Raw genomic sequence first — 26,750 nt, 5'->3', positions numbered from 1 at the left:
GATCGACATACTTTTTGTGGATGACGAAGAGAACGTTCTGCGGGGGCTGGCGCGCATGCTGCACGGCCAACGCGGGGTTTGGCGCATGCGCTTCGCCCCGGGGGCGAAAGAGGCGCTGGCCATGCTTGAGGAGACGCCCGCCGACGTGGTGGTCAGCGACATGCGCATGCCGGACGCCGACGGGGCTACCTTGCTGCACGTCGTCCGGCGGCGCTGGCCGGCGGCGGTGCGCATCGTTTTGTCCGGTCATGCGGAGGACTCGGCGATGATCCGCGCCCTCGGCGCGGCCCATCAGTATCTCGCGAAACCTTGCCCGAAGGAGACGTTGATCGCGGTGATCGAGCGGGCGGTCGCGCTCCGCCGGCGCCTTCCGGTCGACAAGGAGCCGCTGCTGCTTGCGGCTGCGGGCGATCTGTCGGGACCTGGGCCGGTCTACACGGCGCTCTTGGACGTGCTGGCGCGACCGTCCTTTCACAAGAACGCGCTGGTCGCCGTCGTCAAGCGGAGCGACAGTCTTTGCGTCAAGCTGCTGCACGCCGCGAACAGCGGCGTCGTCGCCGCGCGCTCGCCGGTCTCCACCGTGGAGCGCGCGGTGGATCTGCTGGGCGTCGTCACGCTTAAGGCTCTCGCGGCCGAGGATGCGGTGGAGAGCCGGCTGCCGCGCGGCCTTGCGGCGCGCGCCGGCCTCGCGGACGAGCAGGCCGTCGTGGCCTGCGCGCAGAGCCTGATCGGGGCTTGGAGCAAAGCGCCCGAGCTGTCGGCGCAGGATTGCGAGACGGCCTCGACCATCGTCATCCTGTCCGGCGTCGGCTACGCGGCCGCCTGCGCCGCCATGCCGCCGAACGCGGTGAGCGAGGCCCTGGCCCGCGCCGAACGCGACGGCGCGCCGCGCCCGCTCGCGCTCTCCGCGCTTCTGGGAACGTCCGTCGGCGCGTTCGGCGCCTTGCTGCTGGCGCTCTGGGGATTGCCGGACGTTCTGGTGGAGGGCGTTCTGGGCGTCGACGACCCCGGCGCGAACGACGCGCCCGACTTGCGGGCCGTCGGCCTCGCCCACCTCGCACTGGCCGCCGCCCGCGCGACCCGGGACGGGGCCTGCGCGACGGCTCCGTGCGAGGCCGAGCCGCTTTCGGCGCTGGGCGAAGGGCTCGACCGGGCGTATCTTGAGCGGCTCGGCCTCACCCCGTTGGCCGAAGCCGCCGCGCGCCAAGCGGCGAGCGCGGCGCCAGATGAGGAGCGCGGCCTCGCATGACGAATCGAACCGCCTCGCCCGCCGAAAGCGAACCCGAACTGCCAGAGGTCGGCGATCGATGGGTGGAAGGGGCCGTGGAGACCGCGCCCGTTCCGGAGAACGAAGCCGAGCGTCTGCACACGCTCGAGAGTCTCGACATCCTCGACACCCAGCCGGAGGAGGCTTACGACCGGGTCGTTCGCTTGGCGGCGCAGCTGTTCGGCGCGCCCACCGCGCTGCTGACCTTCATCGATCGCGATCGCCAATGGTTCAAGGCGCGCGTCGGCTTCGAAGCGCCTCAGTCCAAGCGCTGCATCTCGTTCTGCCAATTTGTGGCGGCCACGGGCGAGCCGTTGGTGGTCCCGGACGTGACCGGCGATCCGATCTTTAGGGACAACCCGTTCGTGGTGGGGGCGCCCGGCATCCGCTTTTACGCCGGCGCGCCGATCACGCTGGACGGCGATCATACGCTCGGGTCGCTCTGCGTCATCGATTACACGCCGCGCGAGCCGGTGCCCGAGGAGCTTCTGGCGCGGTTGAAGGATCTGGCGGCGATCGTGATCACGACGCTCGAGCGGCGGCGCGAGGAGCGCGAGACCGCACGCAACCGCGAACGGGAGTTGGCGATCCTCGGCGCGGCGCTCGACAAGGCGACGGACGGCGTCGCCGTCACCGACGAAGTCGGACAGTTCGTGTACATGAACGACGCGCACGCCCGCGTCTTCGGCTATCAGCACGGGGCGGAGCTGATCGGTGAATCATGGAGCCGCCTTTACGAACCGGCGGAGCGCCGGCGCATGCAGGACGGACCTTTGGCGGAGGTTTTCTCGAAGGGCGCCTGGACCGGATCGGCCGAAGGGCTGAAGAAAAACGGCGACACGTTTCCCCAGGAAATCAGCCTGACCTATCTCGAGACCACCGGCGGCCTGCTGTGCGTCACCCGCGACGTCACCGAACGCAAGGCGATGGAGGCGCGCACGCAGACGCTCGAGCGCGAACTGCTCGAGCGCGGACGCATGGAGGCGCTGGGCGCCCTGGCCGGCGGGCTTGCGCACGAGATCAACACGCCCGCGCAATATATCGGCGACAACATCGATTTCCTGCAGGACAGTCTCGGCGACGTGATGCCGCTGGTCGCAGACATTCGCGCCGCGCTGCAAGAGGCGGAGCCGGTCAAGGCGGCCGCGCTGGAGGAGCGCGCCCGGGCGATGGATTTCGACTATCTGGCCGACGAGGTGCTGCCCGCGGTCGCCCAATGCAAGCAAGGCGTCGGACGCATCCGCGACATCGTCACGGCGATCAAGCGCTACGCCCATCCCGGCGGGGCCGAGCTCGCCTATTGCGAGCTGAACGAGGCGGTGGAGCTCGCCGTCGCGATCTCCGTCAACCAATGGAAATACGCCGCCGCGTTGGAGAAGCGTCTGCCCCAGGACCTGCCGCACGTGCGCTGCAACAGCTCCGACGTTACGCAGGTGTTGCTCAATCTGATCGTCAACGCCGCCCATGCGATCGAGGATCAGCGCCGTGGGACGCGGGGCCTTATCGTGATCGAAGCGACGGTCGAGGGCGACGAGGTCGTCGTCGCCGTCAACGACGACGGCCCGGGCGTGCCGGAAGAGCTGCGCGCCAAGATCTTCGATCCGTTCTTCACCACCAAAGACGTCGGGCGCGGGATGGGGCAAGGGCTGGCGCTGTGCCGGTCGATCGTCGAAGTGCGCCATCAGGGCGCCCTGCTGGTGAAGGACGCGGAGCAGGGCGGTGCGCGCTTCGAGATCCGTCTGCCGATTGACGGCGCGCGGCAGGGCTGAGGCCGCACGTCCGGACCTGAGGTCCCATCCGCTCGCGCGTCCCGCCCTGCCGCGCCGATTGCGGTCCGGGGTTGCGCTCGCGCGCGTCGCCCCCACGTCCAACGGGATCGTCCGACGCCCGCGACCGCGCGTCGCGGGGTCGCCGTCCTCAATAAGATCGGCGGGCGCTCGGTGCGCCCCCCTCGAACAGGAGGCGTAGAATGTTTGAAGCCTTTAAACCCAAGATCGCCGGCGGCTGCGCCGCGCTGGCCGTGGCCGCGATGGCCGGCGGCGCGTTCGCCCCCGCCCCAGCCGGGGCCCAGACGTGGGACATGCCCACGCCCTATCCCGACGCCACCTTCCATACCCAAAACATCATGGAGTTCGCCGAGGACGTGAAGGCGGCGACCGACGGGGCGCTCGAGATTGAGGTGCACTCGGCGGGCTCGCTGTTCAAGCACCCGGAAATCAAGAACGCCGTGCGCAGCCGTCAGGTGCCGATCGGCGAGTTCTTCCTGTCGCTGTTGACCAACGAGAACGCCGCTTTCGGCATCGACAGCCAGCCGTTCCTCGCCACCACCTACGAGCAGGCGGAGGCGCTGTGGGCGGCCCAGAAGCCGGTGATCACCGAGCTTCTGGCCGAACAGGATCTGATGCCGCTTTACGCCGTTCCGTGGCCGCCGCAGGGTCTCTACACCCAGGAGCCGGTCGAGAGCGTCGAGGACCTGAAGGGCGTCAAGTTCCGCTCCTACAACGCCGCGCTGGAGCGTTTCGCACAGCTCGCCGGCGCCGCGCCGACGCAGGTCGAGGTGCCGGACATCCCGCAGGCCTTCGCGACCGGCCGGGTCGAGGCGATGATCACCTCGCCCTCCACCGGCGCCAACTCCAAGGCGTGGGATTTCGTCGACCACTATTACGACATCAAGGCGTGGGTTCCGAAGAACATCGTCGTGGTCAACAAGCGCAGCTTCGCGGCGCTGGACGAAAGCGTTCAGACCGCCATCCTCAACGCCGCCCAGCAGGCGCAGGGCCGCGGCTGGCAGATGAGCCAGGAGGAGACGGCCGAGAAGACGCAGGTTCTGGCCGATAACGGCATGGAGGTGCATCAGCCTTCCGACGCGCTGATGCAGGGCCTCAAGGAGATCGGCGACAAGATGATCGCCGAATGGAAGCAAGAGGCCGGCCCGGCCGGGGAGGAAATCCTTGAGGATTATCGCAGCCGGATTTCCGACTGAACGGCCGATCGGCCGCGAACGGGCCGCTTGACGGGTTCGGGCGGCGCGCGCCGCAGCGCGCCGCCCGACCGCCCGCTCGTTGGGCGGTCTTGAGGGGGACTCCCATGCGCAGAGCGCTTGATCGCCTGTATGAGGTGAGCGGCCTGATCGCCGCCTTCTTCCTCATTCTGATCTGCACGGTCGTCACCGCGCAGGTCGTCCTGAATACGATCGACCGGATCGCCGGCCTGCTGACGGGCTCGGCGATCGGTCTTGTGATCCCGTCCTATTCCACCTTCGCCGGCCTGTTCCTGGCGGCGTCGACCTTCTTCGCGCTGCCCTACGCCTTTCGGCGCGGCGCGCATATTCGGGTCTCGCTGGTGCTGCAGGCGCTGCCGCCGACGGCGCAGCGCGGCTGCGACGTCGCGGCCGCGCTGATCGCGACGCTCTTCAGCGCCTTTTTCACCTGGTACATGGGCGGGCTGGTGCAGGAATCGCTGCAGTTCGGCGACGTCACCTCCGGCATCGTGCCGGTGCCGCTCTGGATTCCGCAGAGCGCGATGACGCTGGGGCTCGCGATCCTGACGATCGCTTGCCTCGACGATTTCCTGACTCTTATGCGCGGCGGCGAGGCGGCGTTCAACGAAGGGGGGCAACAGCTGCTGAAACAGGCGGATGAGGGTGAGATACCGCGCGACGCGACGGATGACGGCCGATGACCGAAATTCTCCTGTCGCTGGCCGTCATGGCCTTGCTGTTCGGCCTGCTGGCTATGGGCGTGTGGGTCGCCTTCGCGCTGTTCCTCGTCGGCGCGGCCTCGCTGCTGATCTTCTCCAACGCGCCGCTAGGGACGGTGCTCGCCACCTCCAGCTGGGGGGCGAGCAACAGTTGGGCGCTCGCCGCCCTGCCGCTCTTCATCTGGATGGGCGAAATCCTGTTCCGATCGAAGCTCTCCGACAGCCTTTTCTCGGGCCTGGCGCCCTGGATGACGCGGCTGCCGGGGCGCCTGCTTCACGTCAACGTCTTCGCCTGCGCGGTGTTCGCGGCGGTCTCCGGCTCTTCGGCCGCGACGGCGGCGACGGTCGGCAAGATCTCGATCCCCGAACTCACCAAGCGCGGCTATTCGGAACGGATGATGATCGGGACGCTGGCGGGCTCCGCCACATTGGGGCTGCTGATCCCGCCCTCGATCATCCTCATCGTCTACGGCGTGGCGACGGAGCAGTCGATCGCGCGCCTATTCATCGCCGGGATTCTGCCGGGCGCGCTTCTGGTGGCGCTGTTCTCGGGCTTCATCATGCTCTGGGCGCTGTTCAACCGCGAGAAGACGCCCGGTCAGGCGGAACGCATCCCGCTGCGCGAAAAGCTGGCGGCTGGGCGCGATCTCATGCCGGTGCTGCTGCTGATCCTGGGCATCATCGGCTCGGTCTATCTCGGCGTCGCCTCGCCGACGGATGCGGCCGCAGTCGGCGTGGTGATCGCGCTGCTGCTGGCCTGGCGAGCCGGCGACCTGACCAAGGAAAGCTTCCGCGAAGGGCTGATGGGCGCCGTGCGCACCAGCTGCATGATCGCCTTCATCCTGGCGGGCGCCGCGTTCCTGACGACGGCGATGGGTTTCGCCGGCATCCCGCGGATGCTGGCCGCCTGGATCGGCGATATGGGGCTCAGCCATTACGAATTGCTGATCGCGTTGACGATCTTCTTCGTGGTGATGGGCTGCTTTCTCGACGGCATTTCAATCATCGTGCTGACGACCTCGATCATCATGCCGATCGTGGAGCAGGCGGGCGTCGACCCGATCTGGTTCGGAATCTATCTCGTTTTCGTAGTGGAGATGTCGCAGATCACGCCGCCGGTCGGCTTCAACCTCTTCGTGCTGCAGTCGCTGACGGGCCGGAACATCCTGCGGGTGGCCTGGGCGGCCTTGCCCTTCTTTCTGTTGATGGGGCTCGCGATCGCGCTGCTGGCGGCCTTCCCCGGCATCGCGCTTTATCTGCCGAGCTTGATGGGGTCGTGACGGGCTTGAGGCCGGCGCCGCGGCCTCAACCGAACGCCGCATAGTCGATCGGCTGATCCTTGTCGATCTCGGACGTCACCTCCGCCATCGGGTATTTGAGCCCCGTGGCGCAGTTGAAGAGGATCGCGCGCTCCTCCGCGCCGACCCACCCTTCGGCCAGCGCGCGTTGATAGGCGGCGGCGGTGGCGGCGCCCTCGGGGCAGAGCAGCAGGCCCTCGTCCGCGGCGATTCGGTCGCGCGTCGCCATGATCTCGGCGTCGGGGACGGCGACGGCCCGCCCGCCGGACTCCCTGACTGCGCGCAGGATCAGGAAGTCGCCGACCGCGACCGGCACGCGGATGCCGGCGGCGACCGTGGCGGCGTTCTCCCAAAGCGGGGCGTGCTCCTCCCCCGCCTCATAGGCCTTCACGATCGGCGCGCAGCCCTCCGCCTGCACGGCGATCATGCGCGGAAGCGGGCCGTCCAACCAGCCCATCGCCGTGAGTTCGTGAAACGCCTTCCACATGCCGATCAGGCCGGTGCCGCCGCCGGTGGGATAGAAGATCACCTCGGGCAGGCGCCAGGCGAACTGCTCGGCCAGCTCCAGGCCCATCGTCTTCTTGCCTTCGATCCGGTAGGGCTCCTTCAGGGTCGAGACGTCGAACCAGCCCACATGCTCCTTGCCGCCGCCGACGATCTTGCCGCAGTCGTTGATCAGGCCGTTCACCTTGTAGGTCGCGGCGCCCTGCTGGCGGATTTCGCGGATGTTGATGTCCGGCGTGTCCTCCGGGCAGAAGACGGTGGCGCGGATCCCGGCGCGCCGCGCGTAGGCGGCCAGCGCCGCACCGGCGTTGCCGTTGGTCGGGATCGCCATGTGATCGATCCCGAACTGCTTCGCCATCGAGACGGCGAGCGCCAGCCCCCGCGCCTTGAAGGAGCCGGTCGGAAGCCGTCCTTCGTCCTTCACGATCGCCGATCCGGCGGCGGCGCCGATCGACGCGCCCCAGCGGTCGATCCCGATCAGCGGGGTGACGACTTCGCCCAGCGAGATTCGATCTTCCGATCGCTCCACGGGAAGGAAATCGGCGTAGCGCCAGAAGCCCGCGGCGATCGAGGCGGCGAGCCTTTCCTTGGACAACTCCGCCGCCATCCGCTCCAGATCGTAGCGCACCAGCAGCGGCCGCCCGGCCGCCGACAGGCCGTGCACCTGGCCGGCGGGATAGGTCTCGCCCGTGAGCGAGCACTCAAGATGTGTCACGTAGGTCATGACGCGCATGGTTCACCGTCGGGGACGGCTTGGCAATCCGTTGCGGCGGAGATCCCGGCGCCCCCGCGAAGGCGGAGGCCTCTCAAAGCGTCGCTCCGCAACGGGAGCGCGATCGAAAAGGTCCCCGCGTGCGCGGGGACTCCGCGCTTGCACCGTTTTCCCTTTCAACGCCCCTCTCCCCTCCGCCATAGTGCGTTTGTCCGACAATCAGACGAGAGTGTGTTCATGCGCCCCGACGAGTTGCTGGCCCGACTGAGGCTTCCCGCGATCGCCGCTCCGATGTTCCTGGTCTCCGGGCCGGATCTGGTGGTGGAGGCGTGTCGCGGCGGAGTCTTGGGGAGCTTTCCCGCCCTCAATCAACGCACCAGCGAGGGCTTCGAGGCCTGGCTCGTCGAGATCGAGGAGAGGCTGGAGGCCGCCCGCGCTGCGGGGGAGGCGCCCGCCCCCTACGCCGTCAATCTGATCGTCCACAAGTCGAACGAGCGGGTGGAGCGCGACTTGGAGATCGCCGTCGCGCACAAGGTTCCGGTCATCATCACCTCGCTCGGCATCCGGCCGGAGGTGATCGAGGCGGTGCACGGCTATGGCGGCCTCGTCTTTCACGACGTCGTGCAGGCGCGCCACGCCCGCAAGGCGGCGGACGCCGGGGTCGACGGGCTGATCGCCGTCTCGGCCGGGGCGGGCGGGCATGCCGGGACGCTGAATCCCTTCGCCCTCGTCGACGAGATCCGCGGCTTCTACGACGGGCTGGTTATTCTGGCGGGCGCGATTTCGACCGGCGCGCAGATCGCGGCCGCCCGGCTGATGGGCGCCGATCTCGCCTATCTCGGCACCCGCTTTATCGCGACGGAGGAGAGCTTGGCCGATCCCGCCTACAAACAGATGATCCTTGAGGCGGCGGCCGGCGACATCGTCTATACGCCCGAGATCAGCGGCGTGCCGGCCAACTTCCTGAAGGCGAGCCTCGAGAGGAACGGTCTTGACGGCGCCGGCAAGCCGCCGGAGACGCTCGACTTCGGAGAGCGGGAAGCCAAGGCCTGGCGCGACGTTTGGTCGGCCGGGCAGGGCGTCGGCGCCGTCCGCGACGCGCCGGGGGCGCGCGCCCTGTGCGAGCGCTTGGCGCGGGAGTATGCGCAAGCGACCGAGCGCTTGCGGGCCGGCTCATGACGGGGAGCCCGTTCGACGGCGCGCGCTGTCTCGTCACCGGGGCGGGTCGCGGTATCGGCCGCGCGCTGGCCGACGAACTGCTGGCGCGCGGCGCCGCAGGCGTCCTGTTGATCGACCGCGATGAGACCGCCCTGGCGGAGGCGGCGGCGGCGTTGGACGGGAGGGCCCGGGTCTTCGCCTGCGATCTGACCGAGCCGAGCGCGCCCGGCTCGGCGGTCGACGCCGCGATCGAGGCCTTCGGCGGTCTTGATCTGGTCTGCTCCAACGCAGGCGTGCTGGTCGAGGATCCGGACTTTGCGAATGCGGCCAGCGCCGACGACGCGCTCTGGGCGCTCAGCTGGGATCTCAACGTCATGGCGCATGTGCGCCTCGCGCGCGCGGCGCTGCCGGCGTTTCGGGCGGCCGGCGGCGGTCGTTTCCTGATGACGGTGTCCGCCGCGGGCCTGCTGACCATGATCGGCCACGCGCCGTACGCTGCGACGAAGGCGGCGGCGCTGGCCTTCGCGCAGAACCTGGCGATCACGCACGCAGACGAGGGGGTGCAGGTCGCGGCGCTGTGCCCCCAGGCGGTGACGACGGACATGTTGCAGGCGACCCGCCGTCCGGAGGCGGCGATGGCCTCCGCCGCGCTGGGCGCGCAGGAGACGGCGGACGCGGCGCTCGACGGCCTCGCCGTCGGGCGATTCCTGATTCTGCCGCACCCCGAGGTCGCGGATTACGCGCGTCGTCGGGCCGAGGATATGGATCGCTGGATCGGCGGCATGCGCAAGCTGCGTCGCGGGCTGGCGGAGGGCGGCTGAGCGGCGGCCGCCTCGATGAATGGTCATGCCGGCCCGCTGCGCCAGGGTGAACTCGACGCGTTCCGCCATAGGGGCGATCATGTAGTCGAACGGACGCTGCGCCAACACGAAGACGGTGGAGCCCGAACTGGCGTTGGGGCTGTAAGTCACCGTCACGCTCACGTCAGGCCCGTCGAGCCATGTGGCCCGTTGACGTACGAATGTCTCAACCTCCGCCGCGGAGCGGGGGTTCAGGCTTTCCGCCCCGTGAACGGCGGCGAAGCGGGCGCCTTCGCGCACCGCATGGCCCAGCGTCGCGTTCATCGCCACCGCGCGCGCCACGTCCAAAGCGCCCAACAGCAGCAGCAGAATGATCGGCAGCGCCAGCGCGAACTCGGCAAGCGCCGATCCGTCGGAGGCGCGAAGAGCGGATCATCGGCGTCACTCCACCAGCCTGACCGAGACGAGGTCGGGGTTTGACTGCTCCACCGAGCCGGAAATATTCCCGACCGAGGTGTTGCCGGTGAAGGTGACCGTATCGGCGATGATCATCGTCTCGTTCAGCGACAGCGAGGCGCCGCCCGCCACCTTCGCGTTGTGGTTCGGGAAATAGACGATCCCCTCCAACGTCATGCCGACGCCGCCGGTCAGATCGTGGCTGACGTTGGTCGGGGCGTTGCGGTCGTGATAGAAAAGCACGCCCGGCGTCGGCCCGCCGGCGGGGGCCGTCAAGTCGACGCTCGCGCCGGCCGAGATGCTGACGTTGTCGGAGGTCCCGCTGCTCGGCGACAGATAGAAGCTGACGTCCGAGCCCTGGATCGTCGCCTGGGCGCCGATGTTGAGGCCGGCCCCGTCAAGCACGTAGACGTCGAGTTCGAAGATGACGGTTGCGTCTGAGGAGACCACGATCGACCCGCAATAGACGCCGGGCGAGAGAATATAGGCGCCGGACCCTGTGATCTTGGTCTTGCCCGTGTGATCGCAGCCGCCGTAGGAGGGGGCCTGCAGGTCCGCCAACGGGTCCGGCCGCGGCGCGACGTTCTCACGCGGCTGCGGATTGATGCAGGTTCCGTCGGCGCCGCCTGCGCTTTTCACCACGGCGGCGGTCAGGCGCGAACGTCCCGATTGGTCGACCGCCGAGGCGTTGGTCGAATTGGCGATCATGCCGCAGCCGATCGAAACGCTCGCCCCGCCCGCGACGGTGATCGCCCCCGAGACCGACGGGTTGAGCGCCCACACGCAATTTTGGGTCACGTCCGCCAGCGCCACGGCGCGCGCGCGCGCCGTCGTCGGGGCGCCGTCGATCATGCCGGAGAAGAAACTGGCGACCGGGCTTCGACCGCCACTTCAACGGCGTCGCCCGCGCCGACCATCGATCCGCTAGCCGGCGGATAGGCCACTGTGACGACGCCGCCCGCATCGGCGGCGTCTTGCAGCAACCGCTTCTCGGCGTACCAAACGGCTTGATCGACCGACAGCGCGGCCGCGCCCATCAGCACCGGCAAGGCCGGCGCGTTGAGCGCCATCACGCCGCCGGCGGTCTCCCGCGTGAACGCCTTAAGGCGCTGAAGCGCCGACGCCCCGACCCTGGCCGCGTCATAAGGCATGGAATGGGGCCTCCTCGTCCGGGCGGCGCGATCAGTCGACGGACGTCGACCGGGCGCGCGCGCCTTTTTGTCCGATGACGGCATTTTAGAGGCGACAGTCGGAAGGCGCCGTGATTATCGCGCGGGCTTCGTTCGGAAATCGAGTAAAATTATTGGTATAATTTGAAACAATCACCAAAAACTTTAACAATATATAGAGTGATCGGAACAAAATGCTCAGAGGGGTTGTGGATAAACTCCTTTAATTGAAATTTTTACAAAAATTATAATGACGAACACTTGAAAACTAAAACGTTTCCCGAACGAAACTTGTTGTGACGGACGTCACTTTGCCCCGATGGTCCGGCCAGGGCGACCGGCCCATCCGCGCGTCATCCGAGATCGAGAGCGCGCATCGCATAAAGAGAGGGAGTGTCAGTCATGTCCGTTCTTAAAACCTTCAAGTCCTTCCTGCGGGAAGAAGAGGGCGCCACCGCGATCGAGTACGGCCTGATCGCAGCGCTCGTCTCCGTGGCGGCCATCGCCGCGCTCGAAGCCATGGGCACGTCCCTGGTCAGCATCTTCGGCGTCGTCGACACCGAGCTTCAGAACGCCGCCGGGTCGGCGGGCGGTTCGACGGACACCACCACAACGACCAGCGGCGGAACCTGATCGCGCGTCTCCCGGACGGCGGGGGCGCGGACGGTCTCGAAGAATCGACCGCCGCCGCGCTCCCGCCGGCCCCCTGTTCCATCGGGTCGAGGATGGCGACCCTAAGGGGGGCATGCTTTAGGGGCGTTCGTTCCAGAAGGAGGGTCGAAGCGGCGCTGGGTCTGCGCCCCTTCGGCGGAGGACGCGAGCGATGGAGAGTTTCACCTGGATGAGCCCGCGCACGGCCGAGCTGATTATCGGCCCGGCCTTGCCGCTCTCGTTGCTGGCGGCGCTGCTGATCGCGGCGGCGGTAAGCGACCTCCGACGGTTTCTCATTCCCAATGCGATCGCGCTTGCAGTCGGCGCGCTCGGTCTGGTTTTCCAACTCCAGACCGGCGGGCCGATCGGCGCGGCTGCGCTCGTCGCAGGCGTACTGCTGCTCGTCGGCTTCGTCGCCTACGCCGTACGTCTGATCGGCGCCGGCGACGTCAAGTTGTTCGCGGCGCTCGCCTTGTGGGCGGGGCCCGGCGAGATCGCGCCGCTGCTGCTCCAGACGGCGCTCCTCGGGGGCGCGCTGTCGATCCTCTGGGTTCTGTCCGGGCCGCTGCGCCAAGGGCTGATGGTCGCCGGCTTCGATGTGGCGGTCGAGCCGCCGCGGCGCATTCCCTACGGCCTGGCCATCGCCGGCGGCGGCCTGCTGCTGATCGCGCGTCTTTGGCCCCCGCTTTGAGACGATAAGGAGCGCCCCATGTTGCGTCCCAAGACATTGCTGCTCGGCTTCCTGGCGCTCGCCGCGGCGATCGGCGCGGGGTTCCTGGCTCAGAACTGGCTGGCGGCCCAACGCGCGCACTTCGAAGCCGCGCTCGCCGCCCGGCAGACCGAGGCGCCCGAACCGCGCCCCGCCGTCGAAGTCCTGGTCGCGGCCGAGAGCCTGCCGACCGGATCCTTCCTCAAGCCGGAGCACGTCGACTGGGTCGCCTTCCCGGACGCGGCGGTCCCGGACAGCTACATCCTGCGCAACGCATTCGAGGAGGGGCAGTTGGACGGCGCCGTCGCCCGTCAGCCCTTGGCGGCCGGCGAGCCGATTACGCAACCCAAACTGGTGCGTCCCGGCGACCGCGGCTTCCTGGCCGCGGTGCTGGCGCCGGGCATGCGCGCAGTCTCCGTTCCGATCAACGCGACCACGGGCATCTCGGGTTTCGTCTTTCCCGGCGATTCCGTGGATCTGCTGGTGACCGTCTCCCTCGATGTCGCCGGCCGCGAGCGTCGCGCCTCCCAGACCGTGTTGCGCGCCGTGCGCGTGTTGGCCGTCGATCAACGGACCAATGATCAGGAGGGTGAGCCCGAGCTCGCCAAGACAGCGACGTTGGAAGTCGCGCCGAAAGAGGCGGAGGTGATCGCGGTCGCGATGACCATGGGCGTGTTGTCGCTGTCGCTGCGCGCGCTGGCCCAGGAGATCCCGGAGGAGGAGGAGGAGCTGGCGCCTGAGACCGCGATCGCCCGCCTCGCCGCGCTGGAGACCGCCGCGGGGCCGGGCGCCGCGGAGGAGACCGTCCCGAGCCTCACCTGGGACGACGAGGCGACGCTGTTCTTCCATCGCGGCCGCACGCCGCCCAAGGCCGACGCCCCGGCGCCCCCGCCGCCGATCGAAGTCAGCATCGTGCGGGGCGGCGCGCGCGAGGTCAAAAGCTTCAAGGGAGCCGGCTGGTGAGCCCCCGGTCGACCGTCCGCACGGCGCTCGCCGCGTTGGCGCTTGCGCTTGCCGATCCGATCGGGCCGAGCGCAGCGGCCCAGGAGGCGCTCTTCCTGGAGGTCGGCGGCGGCCGGATGGTCAGCCTTAGCCGTCCCGCCAGCGCCGTCTATGTCGCCAATCCCGAGATCGCCGACGTCGAGTTGAAGTCGCCGCGGCTCGTCTATCTGTTCGCCAAACGGACCGGCGAGACCGCGATCTACGCGGTCGATCGGGCGGAGGAGACGGTGGTCGATCGACGGGTGGTGGTGGAGCACGGGCTGACGCGTCTTCGCGAGTTGATCGCCCAGGTTCGTCCGGGCGCGCAGGTGCAGGTCGCCTCCCTCAACAATTCGCTGGTGCTGACGGGCCTGGTCGAGAGCGCGGAGGCGGCCGAGGACGTGACGTCGCTGGCCGAGCAGCTGATCGGCGAGGAGGGCGCGGTGCTGAACCGTCTGAAGATCGCCACGCCGCATCAGGTCAATCTTCGCGTGCGCATCGCGGAGGTCAGTCGCGACATCGCCAAACAGTTGGGCTTCAGCTGGGACGTGCTGCGCAATATCGGGGACTTCACGCTGGGCCTCAGCACCGGCGCGTTCATCGACGGGGCGACCTCCGGCTCGGCCGTGGGCAGCTTCGGCTATGACGGGTCGGGCCTCGACGTGAACAGCATCGTCGACGCGCTGGACGATCAGGGGCTGATCACGGTCCTGGCGGAGCCTAACCTGACCGCGTTGTCGGGCGAGACCGCGAACTTCCTGGCCGGCGGGGAGTTTCCGATCCCCGTGCCGCAGGACAACGAGACGCTCACCGTGGCCTACCGCGAATTCGGCGTCTCGCTCGGCTTCATGCCCGTCGTGCTCGACGACGGGCAACTCCAAATCACCGTGCGCAGCGAGGTGAGCCAGCTCTCGGCCGCGGGGGCGGTCGCCTTCGCCGGCTTCAACGTGCCGGCGTTGACGACCCGCCGGGCGGAGACGACGGTCACCCTCGGCTCCGGTCAGAGTTTTGCGATCGCGGGGTTGTTGCAGAACACCACGAACCAGAACGTAAGCCGCATCCCGGGCTTGGGCGACATCCCGGTGTTGGGGGCGCTGTTCCGCTCCAACGAGTTCCAACGTGAGGAAAGCGAACTCGTCGTGATTGTGACGCCCTACGTCGTGCGGCCCAGCAACGGGCGATTGGCGGCGCCGACCGACGGCTTCATCGCGCCCAGCGACGGCGTGCGCAACATGACCGGCGCCGCCTACGAGCAACGCCTCCCCGACGCGGCGGCGCAGCCGCTGGGCGTCGACGGCCGCGAAGGCGGCGTCGGCCCGGCCGGTTTCATCCTGCGATGAGGAGAAAGCGCATGCTCGCCGGCAAACCCGCTCTATTGTGCCTCGCATTCGCCGCCGCCGCGCTGGCCGGCTGCGGATCGACGAAGCTCGACCGCCAGCCCTCGGAAGAGTCGCGGGCGATAGAACTCGCCGCGCTGAAGACCGAACGGCGCGTCGGCGAGCTGTCGATCGAGCGCGCCGCGGTCGCGGCGGAGCGATTCCTGGCCGAGCGCCGGTTCGGATATGGGGACCGGCTGATCATCGAGGGCGGCGAGCCGGCTCAGCGCGCGCGCCTCGAACGACTGCTCGCCGCGCCGGGCCGGTCGATTGCGGCGCGCGCCGGGCTCGACGGGGGGCCGGAACTGCGGCTGACGCTGATCCGCACCGTCGCGACGCCGCCGACATGCGCCGACTGGTCGGACCCTCCGACCCAGGACTTTTCCAACCTGCCGGCGTCCAATTGGGGCTGCGCCACCCAGTCGAATCTCGCGCGCATGATCGCTGATCCGAACGACCTGGCGGGCGGGCGCGGGAGCGGACCGCTTGATTCCGACAAGCTCACCGTCGTCATCGACGCCAATCGACGGGGCGCGATCATCTTCACCGACTACACGGTGAGCGGGTCGACGTCCGGCGGTGAATAAGCAAGGAGGTCGCGGCATGGAGGGAGTGTTGAACCCTGTCGTCGACGCCCGCGCCAAGCGTCGAGGGGCGAGCGCGCTCAGCGTCGTCGCCTTCACGGACGATCCGGCGTTGGGCGACAGCCTCGGGCGCCTGGCTGACGGCGAGTCGATTCCCTGGGTGGAGGTTGCGCCGGGCGGGTTGGCGGGAGCGCTCGGCGAAACGCAAGTGACGGCTGACGTCGCGTTGATCGACGTCTCCGAACTGGCGGAGCGCGAAGCGGTCGAGGGGATCCGAGCGCTCGCGACCCGCACTCGGAGCGCCCTCATCGCGGTAGGGAGGGATAACGACGTCGGCCTCTACCGCGCGCTGATCGCCGCCGGGGCCCGCGACTATCTGGTATCGCCGCTGGACGAAAGAGTGCTGGCCGACGCCCTGAACCCGACCGCGGAGCCGCCGCCGTCTGCGCGTCCGGGTCCGGCGGAAGCGCGCGCCGCGCGCGTCAATCTGATGATCGGCGCGCGCGGCGGCGTGGGCGCCAGCGCGCTTGCGGTCGACGCCGCCTGGTGGGCGGCGGAGAAGCTCGGGGTGGAGACCGGCCTGATTGATCTGGACGTTCATTTCGGCTCTTGCGCGCTCGCGCTCGACCTGATGCCGGGACGCGGGTTGCGCGATGCGCTGGAGTCACCGGAGCGGATCGACAGCCTGTTCGTGGGCAGCGCCATGATGAACGTGGGCGACAAGCTCTTTGTGCTGGCCGCGGAGGAAGACCCCGAACAGCCGGTCTTCCCGTCCCCCGACGCGCCCGCGCGCCTGATCGAGGCGCTGGGAGAGAGCTTTCCGTGCCTCATCGTCGACCTTCCCCGGACGCTGGCTGGGCTTTATCCGGAGGTGCTGGCGCGCGCAGACAGCGTGACCCTCGTCTCGGACCTGACCCTGGCGGGCCTGCGCGACGCGCTGCGGCTCAAGCAGCTGTGCGAAAAGCGCTGCGAGGGCGCGTCGCTCGCCATCGCGCTGCATGAGGCGCCGGCCGGAAAACCCGCCGTCACCGTGAAGGAGTTCGAGAAAGGCTACGGCGACGCCGTCGATTGGATGATCCCGCATCAGCCGAAGCCGGCCGCAGAGGCGGCGGCGGCGGGCAAGCCGATCGTCTCGCTGATGCGCGCCGGCCATCCGGCCGCCAAGGCGGTGGCGTCGATCGCCGAACGCTGCGTCGATCCCGCCGGCCTTCCGACGAAGAAGAAGCGCGCATGGCTCTGGTAAGCGACATCGCGAACCGCGTGAACCGCAAGGATCGGGAGGATGATCCGCGCGACCCGGCGGCGCTGCGCCAACGGCTTCAGGAGGGCGTCGACGCCGCGCTGTCGGCCGAGCCGGAGGCGGGGCGGGGGCGCCAGGCGGAAATCGTGCGCAGCCTGTGCGCCGATTTCCTGGCGCGCGAACAGCTGACCCTTAATCCCCTGCAGCAGCGCGATCTCGTCACGCAGCTCTTGAACGCCCATCTGGCCGCAGGGCGCGCGGCCCCTGCGGGCGAAGCGTCGCCGTCTGCGCACTCGACGGCGCCCTCGAGGCCGCCGCCCGCCCGCACGCTGGACGAGCTGACCGACCGGCGCGAGCCGGAGCGCGGCGCGGATGACGATCGCGACAAGCGCCCGCGCGAAGGCCGCGCGAGCAGCCGCGCCAGCGTGGAGCAGGCGGCCGAAAGCCTGCGGCCGGTGCTGATGGATCAAATCGACGCGACCGCAGCCGCAAAGCTCGACCGGCCGGAGCTCGTGGCCGAGGTGGAGGCGCTGCTGCCCGAGCTGATGCGCGACCTGAGCCTGCGCCTCAACTCGTTGGAGCAGCGCGACCTGGTCACCATCCTGGTGAACGACATGCTGGGTCTCGGCCCGCTGGAGTCGCTGCTGGCGGATGAAAGCGTGACCGACATCCTGGTGAACGGTCCCGCCCAGGTCTATGTCGAGCGCGCCGGCAAGCTGGTGTTGACCGACGTCGTCTTCCGCGACGCCAAGCACCTGATGGCGATCGCGACGCGCATCGTCACCCGCATCGGCCGGCGGGTCGACGAAAGCTCGCCGATGTGCGACGCGCGCTTGGAAGACGGCAGCCGCGTCAACATCATCATTCCGCCGCTCGCGATCGACGGGGCGTCGATCTCGATCCGCAAGTTCTCGGAGAAGAAGATCACGCTGGAGGTGATGACCCGTCAGGGCAACATCTCGCCCGCGATGGAGCGGGTCTTGCAGATCGCCGCGCGCGCACGCCTCAACATCCTGATCTCCGGCGGTACGGGGTCGGGCAAGACGACGCTCCTGAACGCGCTCAGCCGCATGATCGACACGACGGAACGCATCGTCACCATCGAAGATGCGGCCGAGCTGCAGTTGCAGCAGCCCCACGTGGTGCGTCTTGAAACCCGCCCGCCGAACCTGGAGGGGGAGGGAGAGGTGACCATGCGCGGTCTGGTCAAGAACTCGCTGCGCATGCGCCCGGACCGCATCATCCTGGGCGAAGTGCGCGGCTCGGAGGCCGTCGACATGCTGCAGGCGATGAACACCGGCCATGACGGATCGATGTGCACCGTCCACGCCAACAATCCGCGCGAGGCGCTGACCCGGCTCGAGAACATGGTCGGCATGGCGGGGATCAACCTGCCGGCGAAGGCGGTGCGCACCCAGATCGCCTCGGCCATCGACCTGATCGTGCAGGTCAGCCGCATGCGCGACGGGGTGCGGCGCATCACCTCCGTCACCGAAGTGGTCGGCATGGAGGGCGACATCGTTACGACGCAGGAGCTGTTCCGCTTCCGCTACGAGGGCGAGGACCGCAACGGCAAGCTGATCGGAACCTTCGAGCCCGCGGGCGTGCGCCCGCACTTCTCTGAAAAGGCCGCCTATTTCGGGCTCGAGAAGCCGCTTCTCGACGCGGTCGGATGAGCGGAGGAAGAGCCCATGATCGCCGCCGCGCTGAACCGTCTGACCGCCGATCTGCCGCCGCAGTTCCTGGAGACCATGATCGCGCTGCTGGTTGCGATCGCGGTGCTGGTGGGCGCGGCGCTGCTGCAGGGCGCGCTCGCGCGGGCCCGGCGCAGACGCGCCGCGCGGCTGGCGCGGGTCGGCCAGCAGGCGGCGCCCCGGCCGAGCGACCAGGGCAAGCGGGCCAGCCTGCGCGCCGCCCATCACCGGCCCGTCCGCGGTCTGATGCGCCTGTTGCCGCGGCGCGAGCTGTTGCGCACGCGCCTGCAACGCGCAGGGTTCCCGGGCGGCGTCGGCGTCTATCTGGCGGTCAGCGTCGCGTTGGCGGTCTTCACCGTGACGGCGCTCCTGATCCTGCGCGTCGGCCCGCCGGCGGCGGCGCTGATCGGCGGGCTCGGCGTCGGGATCGCGCTCCCGCACGCCTTCCTCGGCTGGCGGGCGGGACGGCGCGAAGCGGCGTTCCTCAAGAACCTGCCGGAAGGCGTCGACATCATCGTGCGCGGCCTAAAGGCGGGCCTGCCGGTCTCGGAATCGATGGCCGCCGTCGGGCGGGAGGCGCATGAGCCGGTCGGCGGACTGTTCCGGGAGATCGGCGATCTGGTGCGCATCGGCCACCCGCTGGAGGCGGCGATCGAGCGCACGGCGCGCCGCATGGCGGTGCCGGAGTTGCGTTTCCTCGCCATCACCCTCTCGGTCCAGAAGGAGACCGGCGGCAATCTGACGGAGACGCTGGAGAATCTCTCGGAAATCCTGCGAAAACGCCGTCAGATGAAGCTCAAGATCCGCGCCGTCTCCTCGGAAGCGCGAGCCAGCGCCTACATCATCGGGTCGCTGCCGTTCGTGATGTTCTGCATCATCTGGCTGGTGAACCAGCCTTATGTGATGGAGCTGTTCACCGATCCCCGGGGCCACATCATGATCGGCGTCGGCCTCGGCTCGATCCTCTTCGGGGCGCTGGTGATGGCGAAGATGGTTCGGTTCGACATTTGAGGGCGCGAGGGCGCAGACGATGTTTGATTTTCTTTGGGCGTTGAGCGTCGATCAGATCGCGATCCTCTCCGCCGGACTGTCGGCGGCGCTGGGAACGGGAGCGGTCTGGCTCGGCCTTACCGAACGGGGGCCGTCGGCGCGCCGGGCGCGCGCGATCCTCGACCGACGCGAGGATTTGCGCCGCCAGCTGCGCCAGCCGAAGCGGCGCGACCTGACGGTCGCGGGCGTCTCCATCGCCAAACGGGTGGCGCGCCGGATGCGGCTGCTCGGCGGGGCGAAGGCGAAGGAGGCCCAGGTCAAGCTGAACCGCGCCGGCGTTCGCTCGCGCGATGCGGTGCCGGTCTATCTCTTCTTGAAGCTGGCCGCCCCCTTCGCAGCGGGCGCGCTGGCTGCGCTTCTGACGTACGGTCTCGATCTCTGGGCGCTGTCGCCGAACGGCAAGCTGCTGGTGTCCGCCGGGGCGGTCTTGGGCGGTTTCGCCGCGCCGGACCTCTACCTGAAGAACGCCGCCGACAAGCGCCGCCAGAAGATGAGCCGCGCCTTGCCCGACGCGCTCGACCTTCTGGTGATCTGCACCGAGGCCGGTCTCAATCTTGATTCCGCGTTGGTCCGCGTCGCGCGGGAGATCGGCGCCAACAGCCCCGATCTGGCGGAGGAGCTTGAGCTGACCGCGGTCGAGCTCGGCTTCCTCGCCGATCGGCGCCAAGCGTTGCAGAACTTGGAGGCGCGTACCGGGATCCCGTCGGTCGGGGCGCTCGTCTCGACCCTCGCCCAGGCCGAGAAATACGGCACGCCGCTGGCTCAGAGCCTGCGCGTGCTGGCGCGCGAGATGCGTGACGAACGCCTGATGAAGGCGGAGGAGAAGGCGGCCCGCCTGCCCGCGACCCTGACCGTACCGATGGTCGTGTTCATCCTGCCGAGCCTCTTCATCGTGCTGATCGGCCCGGGAATCCTGCGCACCATCGACGCGCTGACGAACCTTTAACCGCTAGGCGTCGCGCGCCGCGATCGCGGCCTCGGTCGTCGGAACGGGCGGGCGTCGGCTTACTGAGCGGTGCGGGCGCGGATCGCGCGCAGGCGGCGGGTCGGGTCTTCGAAGCCGCGCAGGGTTTCGTAGAAGTCCAAATTTTGCTCGACCTCGCGCGGGGTCAGGTCGATTTCGGCGAGGCGGCGCGCGGCCTCGCGTTCTCCGGCCAAGCCGTAGATCAGGGACAACGTCTGGCGGTGACGCGCGGCCGCGTCGGTGCGCTCCGCGATCGGGCGCATCCGCGTGATCGCCTCGTCGGCCTCGCCCGTCAGCGCCAACGACAGGGCGAGGTTGCTGATCAGATCCGGCTGATCGGGCGCCTTGGCGAGGCCTGCGCGATAGACGGCCTGCGCCGCCGCATGCTCGCCCATCAGGTCGAGCGCCGCGCCCTGGCCCAGATCGATGCGCCAATCCTCCGGCGCGACGGCGCGCGCCTGTTCGAAATAGCCCGACGCCAGCGCCGGCTGGCCCGTCGCGACCAGCGCGTTGCCGAGGCCGCGCAGCGCCTCCGGCTGATCGTCGTCGATGGAGAGCGCCTTGCGATAGGCCTCCGCCGCGTCCTGGGGGGCGCCCAGCGCCGACAGGCTCCGGCCGAGACCGACCAGCGGCGCAACGCGTTCGTCCGGATCGGCCTCGTGCGCGCTGCGATAGAGGGTGGCGGCGGCGCGATGGTCGCCTTCGGCGCTCTTGGCGTCGGCGGCGCGCATCAGCGCCGTCACCGTTTCACCCTGCTGCCCGCCGGCGCCGTAATCGGCCAAGCGATCCTGCGCGCAGCCGGCGAGCGCGAGCGCGCCGGCGAGCGCCAAGACGGGCATCCTTAAAGGGTTCGCCAGGGTCTTCATAGCGAAGACTATACGAGATCGGACGAGCGCCGCCATCACCTTTTATATAGCATGCGAACTATTACGGGCGGCCGAAAAGAACGGCCGATAACCGGCGGCGCTCGTCTTCTCGATTACTCAAGCTTTCCCCTCAGTCGTCCTGACGGATCAGCTCGGCTTCGATGATGATCTCGACCGTATCGCCGACCAGGCCGTTGTCGACCGCGTAAGTCATGCCCCACTGGCTGCGCTGCAATTCGCCGCGCGCCGAGACGCCGACGACATACTGCTCGTCGCCGAAGGGATAGCGCCCGGACTTGTTCCAGACGACGTCGAGCGAGACGGGGTGCGTCTCGCCGCGCATGGTCAGGTCGCCGGTGACGACGCCGGTGCGCTCGCCCGTCTGCTCGGCCCCGGTGAGGGTGAAGGTCATCTCCGGGTGATCGTCGGCGGCGAGGAAGTCGTCGCTGCGCAGATGGCCGTCGCGTCGGTCGTGACCGGTGTGGACGCTCTCGGTCTGGACCGTGACGTCGATCGACTGCAGGGCCGGGGCCGCTTCGTCGAAGACGACCGTCCCTTCGACCTCTGTGAAGACGCCCAGCGTCTTGGCGAAGCCGATATGCTCGACCAGGAAGCCGACGTGCAGGTGCGCGGGGTCCAGGGTGAAGGTTCGCGGCTCCGCGACGGCGTCGCGCGGGCCGGCGGAAAGGCCGACGGCGAGCGCGCCGGCGGCGATCAGGGCGGTGACTGTACGCTTCATGTCTCGAAGCCTCCATCCGTCGAAGGGGTGCGCGGCGAGCCCGCGTCTTTCGATGTTCTCGCTAACCAGATGATGTCGCGCAGGAAAGAAGTCGAGACCAAGCCGACCGCAAGGGCTGCGAGGCCGGTTTGCAGCCAACCCGGAAAGATCGGCCCCAACGCCGCGATCAACAGCCCGACCGACCAACCGCAGGCGATTCGCCGGAAGCGCGAAAAGGGCAACGCCCCGCGCAGCGCCGGGACGAGGGCCTGGCCTGCGAGGAACAGGCGCCGCCACAGACCCGCCGCCAGCACCCAGACGCCTGCGACCCCCGTCGACCAGAGCAACGCGGCCAGCAGCAGCGTGGTCAGTGCGTCCAGCTCCTGATCGATGCGCGCGCCGAAGGGGCTGGCGCGGCCAAAGCGGCGGGCGGCCCAGCCGTCGACCCCGTCGAGCGAGAGCGCGGTCGTCGACAGCGCGATCGCGCACCAGCCGGCGGCCGCCGTCCATTGCGCGCCGACGCCGAGCGCCACCGGAAGAAGGCCTGCGAGGCAGGCGACCAGGGCCGCGCGGGTGATCGTGACGGCGTTCGCCGCGCCAAGCCGCCGGTTCGGCAGGTGCTGGGCGAGCCAGCGCCATCCGACGCCGGCCGCCGCGAGATAGATTGCGGCCGCGCTCGCCGCGACCGGCGTCGGCGCGCCCAGCAACAGCCCGACCCCGCCCGCGATCGCCAGCGTCGCCAGCAGCCCCAGCGCGACGGCGCCGCCTGCGGCCCGTTTCAAAGCGCCGAGCGCCGCGCTATCGTCGCTCGAATAGGGGATCGGGTTCGGCACGAAGAAGGTCTCCTGAAAGCCTTATGTAATACGGGCGGCGCCGATCGCCGGACCAACCGACCGGAAACCGAGCCCAAATCGAACCACAGCGGAGTCCGCATGAGCGACCCAGCCCGCGCCTTTTGGTGCACAGGCCCGTTCCAGGGCGAAATCCGCGCGCAGCCGCTTGGCCCTCTCGGCCCGGATATGGTGCGCGTTCGCACGCATTACAGCGCGATCAGCCGCGGCACGGAATCGCTGGTCTGGCGCGGCGGCGTGCCGGACAGCCAGCGTCAGGCCATGCGCGCCCCGTTCCAGGAGGGCGCGTTTCCCTTTCCCGTGAAGTACGGCTACAGCGCCGTCGGCGTCGTGGAAGCCGGACCCGACGAGCTTGTCGGCCGTCGCGTCTTCTGTTTGCACCCTCATCAGGACCTGTTCGACGTTCCGGCCGATGCGGTCAATCCGCTGCCCGACGACCTGCCGGCGGAGCGTGCGACCCTCGCCGCCAACATGGAGACCGCAGTGAACGGGTGCTGGGACGCGCAACCCTTGGCGGGGGAGCGCATCGCGGTGATCGGGGCCGGCGTCGTCGGATGCCTCGTCGCGCGGTTGCTGGCGCAGATTCCCGGCGCGACGGTGGAGCTGATCGACGTCGATCCCGCGAAACGTCGGATCGCGGAGGCGCTGGGCGTGGCGTTCCGAGGGCCGGACGAGGCGGCGCGGGACTGCGATCTGATCGTCCACGTCTCCGGCGCGCCGTCAGGACTGGCGACCGCGTTGGAGCTCGCCGGCGTCGAGGCGCGGATCGTCGAGATGTCCTGGTACGGCGACCAGACGGTCTCGCTGCCGCTCGGAGAGGCGTTCCATTCCCGTCGCCTCGCCCTAATCTCCTCTCAGGTCGGGCGCTTGCCGGCCCATCGTCGGGCGCGCTGGGACTACGGGCGCCGTATGGCGGTAGCGCTCGATCTGCTGCGCGATCCCGTCTTCGATGCGTTGTTGAGCCGCCGCTCGACGTTCGAGGAGTTGCCCGCGCGGATGCGGGAGATCGCCGAAACGCCCGGCGTCTTGTGCTGGCGTCTTGCCTATCCGGGGGTCGGCGCCGGCTGATCGCTCACGATGAAAGGACTGCGGAGGATCTATGTTCTCGCTCACCGTTCGCGACCATTTCATGATCGCCCACAGTTTCAAGGGCGCGACGTTTGGCCCGGCGCAGGCGCTGCACGGCGCCACCTACGTCGTCGACGTCGAGTTCCTGCGCCCGGAACTCGACGCCGACGGGCTGGTCGTCGATATCGGCCTCGCCTCTGACGTGCTGAAAGAGACGCTCGGCCGCTATAACTATAAGAACCTCGACGAGATGGCTGAGTTCGAGGGCGCCAACACCACCACGGAATTCATGGCCAAGACGATCTTCGACCGGCTGGCGGAGCGCGTCGCGGCCGGCGATCTCGGCGCCGGGGCGGCCGGCCTGTCGCGCCTAAAGGTCACGCTGGGCGAAAGCCACGTCGCCTGGGCGTCCTATGAAGGCGCGTTGCCGTTGGACGGGGCGTGAACGACGCCGATCTCTTCTTCGTCGCGCCCGGCCGGTTGGACAGCCGCACCGGCGGGTCGATCTACGACCGTCGCATGGTGGAGGGGTTGCGTGCGTTGGGGCGCACGATCGAGGTCGTGGAGGCGCCCGGCGGCTGGCCTTTTCCCGACCTGTCGGCGCACGAAGCGGCGAGCCGCGCGCTGGCCGACCTGCCGGACGGCGCCGCGGTCGTGCTCGACGGGCTCCTGTTCGGTGCAGTCCCGGATCTGGCGGAGCGCGAGGCGGCGCGGCTTCGCCTGATCGCCTTAGTGCATCATCCGCTGTGCGACGAGGCCGGGCTCACGCCGAGCGCCGTCGAGCGCTTGATGGAGAGCGAGCGGCGCGCGCTGGCCGTCGCGGCCGGCGTGCTGGCGACCAGCCGCTTCACCGCGCGCGGCCTTGCGCGGTTCGGCCTGGACCCGGAAGCCGTCGCGGTGGTCGAACCGGGCGTTGAGCCTGCGCCGCCGGCCCGGGGATCGGCCGGCGAGGGACCCGCCCGGCTGCTGTGCGCGGCGACCCTGATCCCGCGCAAGGGGCACGACGTTCTGCTGCGCGCCCTGTCGCAGACGCGCGATCTGGAGTGGCGGCTGGACTGCGCAGGCAAGGCGGATCTCGATCCTGACTGGGCGGCGCAGATGAAAAGCCTCGCCCGTGAGCTCGACCTCTGCGAGCGCATCGTCTTTCACGGAGAGCTCAGCGAGCAGGCGTTGGCCGACCTGTTCGCCGAAAGCGACCTGTTCGTGCTCGCCTCGCGCTATGAAGGCTACGGCATGGCGGTCGCGGAGGCGCTGGCCCGCGCGCTGCCGGTGGTGACCACAACCGGCGGCGCGTTGGCGGACACCTTGCCTGACGGGGCGGGCGTCGCCGTCCCGCCCGACGATCCGGCTGCCTTCGCCGCCGCGATTCGCACCGCGTTGGCGGACGACGCCGCGCGATCCCATCTTGTGCGAGGCGCGCGAAGCGCCCGGGCGCGGCTGGCGGATTGGCCGATGCAGAGCCGGGCCTTCGCGGACGCTCTCGATCGACTGTTGAAGAGGGATGCCGGTTGATGAGCGACTTCACGCAAGACTGGCTGAGCCTGCGCGCCGCAGCGGACGAGCGCGCCAGAGAGGCCGCCGATCTCGACGGCCAGGTGATCGAGACGCTCGGGCGGCGCGGCGGCGAGACGCTGCGCGTCGTGGACCTCGGCGCCGGGCAGGGAAACAATCTGCGCTATCTCGCCCCGCGGCTCGACCGCGGCCTCGGCCGCCCGCAAGCCTGGACGCTGGTCGATTCCGACGGCGCTCTGCTGGCGGCGGCCGAGGCGCCGGCGTCGCCCGGGATGCGTCTGGCGACCCAACGCTGCGATCTGGCGGCGGATTTGAGCGCAGCGCCGCTCGCCGAGGCCGATCTGATAACGGCGAGTGCGTTGTTCGACCTCGTTTCGGCCGCATGGACGCAGCGCTTCGCCGAAGCCTGCGCGGCCGCGCGCGTTCCGTGCGGCCTGTTCGCCTTGACCGTGGACGGGCGCTTGGATTGGTCGCCTGAGGTTCCGGAAGACGACGAGGTCGCGCAGCTTTTCCTGCAGCATCTGCAAGGCGACAAAGGCTTCGGCCCCGCGCTCGGAGCGGACGCGCCGCAGGCCCTGGCGGACGCGTTCGAGGCCGTCGGCTACGAGGTCGAGCGCCGCGACAGCGCCTGGCGGCTCGACCCCCGCGACGCCGATCTGCAGCGCGCCTTGGTCGAGGGCTATCGCGAGGCGGCGCAGGAGCTCGCTCCCGCCCGCGCGGCCGAGATCGACGCCTGGGCGGAGCAGCGTCTGCATCACATCGGGGCCGGTCTCTCCGCCCATACGGTCGGGCACGAGGATCTGCTGGCGATCCGACGGGCCGACTAGCGGGCCGTCTGGCGAGCGGGCGACCGGTGCGGGAGATCGGAAAATGAGCGGTGAGACGGACTTGGCCCCGGTGCTGCAGACTGACCGGTTGCTCCTGCGCGAGCATCGCCGTGAGGACTTTCCCCACAGCGCCGCGATGTGGGCCGATCCGCAGGTGGTCGCGCGGATTTCCGGCGCGCCGTCGAGCGAGGAGGAGTCCTGGTCGCGGTTTCTGCGATACGCCGGGCACTGGCGTCATCTCGGGTACGGATATTGGGTGGTGCGGCGCCGATCCGACGGCGCGTTCCTCGGGGAAGTCGGTTTTGCGAATTACCGTCGCGACACCGATCCGGATCTGCAGGGGAATCCGGAGGCGGGATGGGTTCTCGTCGCCAGCGCGCACGGCCAAGGGTACGCGACGGAGGCGGTGACGGCGATGCTGGGCTGGGCGGACGCGACCCTCGATTATCCGCATACGTTCGCGATGTTCGATCCGACGCACCAGGCGTCGATCGCTGTCGCGAAGAAGGTTGGATACGCACACGAAGTCACGGGCCGTTATCGCGATCGAGACGCCCTTTTCATGCAGCGGGCGCGCCGCGCGCTTTAAGCGCTTC

At 69.2% G+C, this 26,750-nt stretch carries 27 protein-coding genes and 1 pseudogene; 21 read left to right on the top strand and 7 right to left on the bottom strand.

Annotated features, from left to right (window positions below; genetic code table 11):
- Window positions 1-16: 16 nt before the first annotated feature.
- The 5 genes from RIB45_RS15635 (at window position 17) to RIB45_RS15615 (ending at window position 6,246) form a co-directional block, all read left to right on the top strand.
- Window positions 17-1,249, top strand: coding sequence for an HDOD domain-containing protein (locus tag RIB45_RS15635; protein ID WP_350051372.1), 1,233 nt, complete (start codon window positions 17-19; stop codon window positions 1,247-1,249).
- Window positions 1,246-3,036, top strand: a complete 1,791-nt coding sequence (locus RIB45_RS15630; RefSeq protein WP_350051370.1) for an ATP-binding protein — start codon at window positions 1,246-1,248, stop codon at window positions 3,034-3,036. Before RIB45_RS15635 ends, RIB45_RS15630 begins: the two co-directional genes overlap by 4 nt.
- Before the next feature lie 200 nt (window positions 3,037-3,236).
- A complete protein-coding gene (locus RIB45_RS15625; protein WP_350051369.1) occupies window positions 3,237-4,250 on the top strand; it encodes a TRAP transporter substrate-binding protein in 1,014 nt (337 codons plus the stop codon).
- Between the two features lie 104 nt (window positions 4,251-4,354).
- A complete protein-coding gene (locus RIB45_RS15620; protein ID WP_350051368.1) occupies window positions 4,355-4,948 on the top strand; it encodes a TRAP transporter small permease in 594 nt (197 codons plus the stop codon).
- Window positions 4,945-6,246, top strand: coding sequence for a TRAP transporter large permease (locus RIB45_RS15615; protein ID WP_350051367.1), 1,302 nt, complete (start codon window positions 4,945-4,947; stop codon window positions 6,244-6,246). The genes RIB45_RS15620 and RIB45_RS15615 overlap by 4 nt, the downstream gene beginning before the upstream one ends.
- A gap of 25 nt (window positions 6,247-6,271) precedes the next feature.
- Here the strand turns inward: RIB45_RS15615 and RIB45_RS15610 are convergent, their stop codons facing one another.
- Complete coding sequence (locus RIB45_RS15610; protein ID WP_350051366.1) at window positions 6,272-7,492, bottom strand: threonine synthase; 1,221 nt, start codon at window positions 7,490-7,492, stop codon at window positions 6,272-6,274.
- A 225-nt stretch (window positions 7,493-7,717) separates the two neighbouring features.
- Here RIB45_RS15610 and RIB45_RS15605 point away from each other — a divergent pair, with 225 nt between their 5' ends.
- Window positions 7,718-8,659 carry an NAD(P)H-dependent flavin oxidoreductase gene (locus RIB45_RS15605; protein WP_350051364.1) on the top strand — a complete coding sequence of 314 codons (942 nt, stop codon included), beginning with the start codon at window positions 7,718-7,720 and terminating at the stop codon, window positions 8,657-8,659.
- Window positions 8,656-9,459, top strand: a complete 804-nt coding sequence (locus RIB45_RS15600; RefSeq protein ID WP_350051363.1) for an SDR family oxidoreductase — start codon at window positions 8,656-8,658, stop codon at window positions 9,457-9,459. The genes RIB45_RS15605 and RIB45_RS15600 overlap by 4 nt, the downstream gene beginning before the upstream one ends.
- Window positions 9,460-9,732: 273 nt before the next feature.
- Here RIB45_RS15600 and RIB45_RS15595 read toward each other — a convergent pair.
- The 3 genes and pseudogenes from RIB45_RS15595 to RIB45_RS15585 all read right to left on the bottom strand — a co-directional run.
- A pseudogene (locus RIB45_RS15595) lies at window positions 9,733-9,837 on the bottom strand (TadE/TadG family type IV pilus assembly protein); the annotation flags it as partial.
- Between the two features lie 42 nt (window positions 9,838-9,879).
- Complete coding sequence (locus RIB45_RS15590) at window positions 9,880-10,746, bottom strand: hypothetical protein (protein ID WP_350051361.1); 867 nt, start codon at window positions 10,744-10,746, stop codon at window positions 9,880-9,882.
- Window positions 10,743-11,045, bottom strand: a complete 303-nt coding sequence (locus tag RIB45_RS15585; RefSeq protein WP_350051360.1) for a hypothetical protein — start codon at window positions 11,043-11,045, stop codon at window positions 10,743-10,745. The genes RIB45_RS15590 and RIB45_RS15585 overlap by 4 nt, the downstream gene beginning before the upstream one ends.
- A 420-nt stretch (window positions 11,046-11,465) precedes the next feature.
- On the opposite strand from RIB45_RS15585, the gene RIB45_RS15580 reads away from it, so the two are divergent.
- The 9 genes from RIB45_RS15580 (at window position 11,466) to RIB45_RS15540 (ending at window position 20,294) form a co-directional block, all read left to right on the top strand.
- Complete coding sequence (locus RIB45_RS15580; protein ID WP_350051358.1) at window positions 11,466-11,696, top strand: Flp family type IVb pilin; 231 nt, start codon at window positions 11,466-11,468, stop codon at window positions 11,694-11,696.
- A gap of 190 nt (window positions 11,697-11,886) precedes the next feature.
- Window positions 11,887-12,405, top strand: coding sequence for an A24 family peptidase (locus RIB45_RS15575; protein WP_350051357.1), 519 nt, complete (start codon window positions 11,887-11,889; stop codon window positions 12,403-12,405).
- Between the two features lie 18 nt (window positions 12,406-12,423).
- The gene (cpaB, locus tag RIB45_RS15570; RefSeq protein ID WP_350051355.1) at window positions 12,424-13,386 is read left to right on the top strand and encodes a Flp pilus assembly protein CpaB; all 963 of its coding nucleotides are present in this window, start codon (window positions 12,424-12,426) and stop codon (window positions 13,384-13,386) included.
- Window positions 13,383-14,744 (top strand): type II and III secretion system protein family protein, encoded by a 1,362-nt coding sequence (locus RIB45_RS15565; protein WP_350051354.1) that lies wholly within the window; start codon window positions 13,383-13,385, stop codon window positions 14,742-14,744. The genes cpaB and RIB45_RS15565 overlap by 4 nt, the downstream gene beginning before the upstream one ends.
- Window positions 14,745-14,755: 11 nt before the next feature.
- A complete protein-coding gene (locus RIB45_RS15560; protein ID WP_350051352.1) occupies window positions 14,756-15,367 on the top strand; it encodes a CpaD family pilus assembly lipoprotein in 612 nt (203 codons plus the stop codon).
- A 16-nt stretch (window positions 15,368-15,383) separates the two neighbouring features.
- Window positions 15,384-16,607: a CpaE/TadZ family protein gene (locus RIB45_RS15555; RefSeq protein ID WP_350051351.1), complete on the top strand. Its 1,224-nt coding sequence runs from the start codon at window positions 15,384-15,386 to the stop codon at window positions 16,605-16,607.
- Window positions 16,595-18,280, top strand: a complete 1,686-nt coding sequence (locus tag RIB45_RS15550; protein WP_350051350.1) for a TadA family conjugal transfer-associated ATPase — start codon at window positions 16,595-16,597, stop codon at window positions 18,278-18,280. The genes RIB45_RS15555 and RIB45_RS15550 overlap by 13 nt, the downstream gene beginning before the upstream one ends.
- A gap of 15 nt (window positions 18,281-18,295) precedes the next feature.
- Window positions 18,296-19,309: a type II secretion system F family protein gene (locus RIB45_RS15545; RefSeq protein ID WP_350051349.1), complete on the top strand. Its 1,014-nt coding sequence runs from the start codon at window positions 18,296-18,298 to the stop codon at window positions 19,307-19,309.
- 19 nt (window positions 19,310-19,328) lie between these two features.
- Entirely contained in the window at window positions 19,329-20,294 is a 966-nt protein-coding gene (locus RIB45_RS15540; RefSeq protein ID WP_350051348.1) for a type II secretion system F family protein, read from the top strand.
- A gap of 59 nt (window positions 20,295-20,353) precedes the next feature.
- Here RIB45_RS15540 and RIB45_RS15535 read toward each other — a convergent pair whose 3' ends face one another.
- From RIB45_RS15535 to RIB45_RS15525, 3 genes are all read right to left on the bottom strand, one after another.
- Window positions 20,354-21,142, bottom strand: coding sequence for a tetratricopeptide repeat protein (locus RIB45_RS15535; protein ID WP_350051347.1), 789 nt, complete (start codon window positions 21,140-21,142; stop codon window positions 20,354-20,356).
- 166 nt (window positions 21,143-21,308) lie between these two features.
- Window positions 21,309-21,917 carry a YceI family protein gene (locus RIB45_RS15530; protein ID WP_350051346.1) on the bottom strand — a complete coding sequence of 203 codons (609 nt, stop codon included), beginning with the start codon at window positions 21,915-21,917 and terminating at the stop codon, window positions 21,309-21,311.
- A complete protein-coding gene (locus RIB45_RS15525; RefSeq protein WP_350051345.1) occupies window positions 21,914-22,729 on the bottom strand; it encodes a CDP-alcohol phosphatidyltransferase family protein in 816 nt (271 codons plus the stop codon). The genes RIB45_RS15530 and RIB45_RS15525 overlap by 4 nt, the downstream gene beginning before the upstream one ends.
- Before the next feature lie 99 nt (window positions 22,730-22,828).
- Between RIB45_RS15525 and RIB45_RS15520 the strand changes: the two genes are divergently transcribed.
- Genes RIB45_RS15520 through RIB45_RS15500 form a run of 5 tightly spaced genes read left to right on the top strand, consistent with a single transcriptional unit; the run spans window position 22,829 to window position 26,743 of the window.
- A complete protein-coding gene (locus RIB45_RS15520) occupies window positions 22,829-23,815 on the top strand; it encodes a zinc-dependent alcohol dehydrogenase (protein ID WP_350051344.1) in 987 nt (328 codons plus the stop codon).
- Window positions 23,816-23,846: 31 nt separating this feature from the next.
- Window positions 23,847-24,260, top strand: coding sequence for a 6-pyruvoyl trahydropterin synthase family protein (locus RIB45_RS15515; protein WP_350051343.1), 414 nt, complete (start codon window positions 23,847-23,849; stop codon window positions 24,258-24,260).
- Window positions 24,257-25,327 carry a glycosyltransferase family 4 protein gene (locus RIB45_RS15510; protein WP_350051341.1) on the top strand — a complete coding sequence of 357 codons (1,071 nt, stop codon included), beginning with the start codon at window positions 24,257-24,259 and terminating at the stop codon, window positions 25,325-25,327. Before RIB45_RS15515 ends, RIB45_RS15510 begins: the two co-directional genes overlap by 4 nt.
- A complete protein-coding gene (locus RIB45_RS15505) occupies window positions 25,327-26,154 on the top strand; it encodes a hypothetical protein (protein ID WP_350051340.1) in 828 nt (275 codons plus the stop codon). Before RIB45_RS15510 ends, RIB45_RS15505 begins: the two co-directional genes overlap by 1 nt.
- Window positions 26,155-26,197: 43 nt before the next feature.
- Window positions 26,198-26,743, top strand: coding sequence for a GNAT family N-acetyltransferase (locus tag RIB45_RS15500; RefSeq protein WP_350051339.1), 546 nt, complete (start codon window positions 26,198-26,200; stop codon window positions 26,741-26,743).
- Window positions 26,744-26,750: the final 7 nt, after the last annotated feature.

Source organism: Marivibrio sp. (assembly GCF_040218065.1).
Taxonomy (GTDB): Bacteria; Pseudomonadota; Alphaproteobacteria; order UBA8366; family Aestuariispiraceae; genus Marivibrio.
This window is presented reverse-complemented; position numbering and strand designations above follow the sequence as displayed.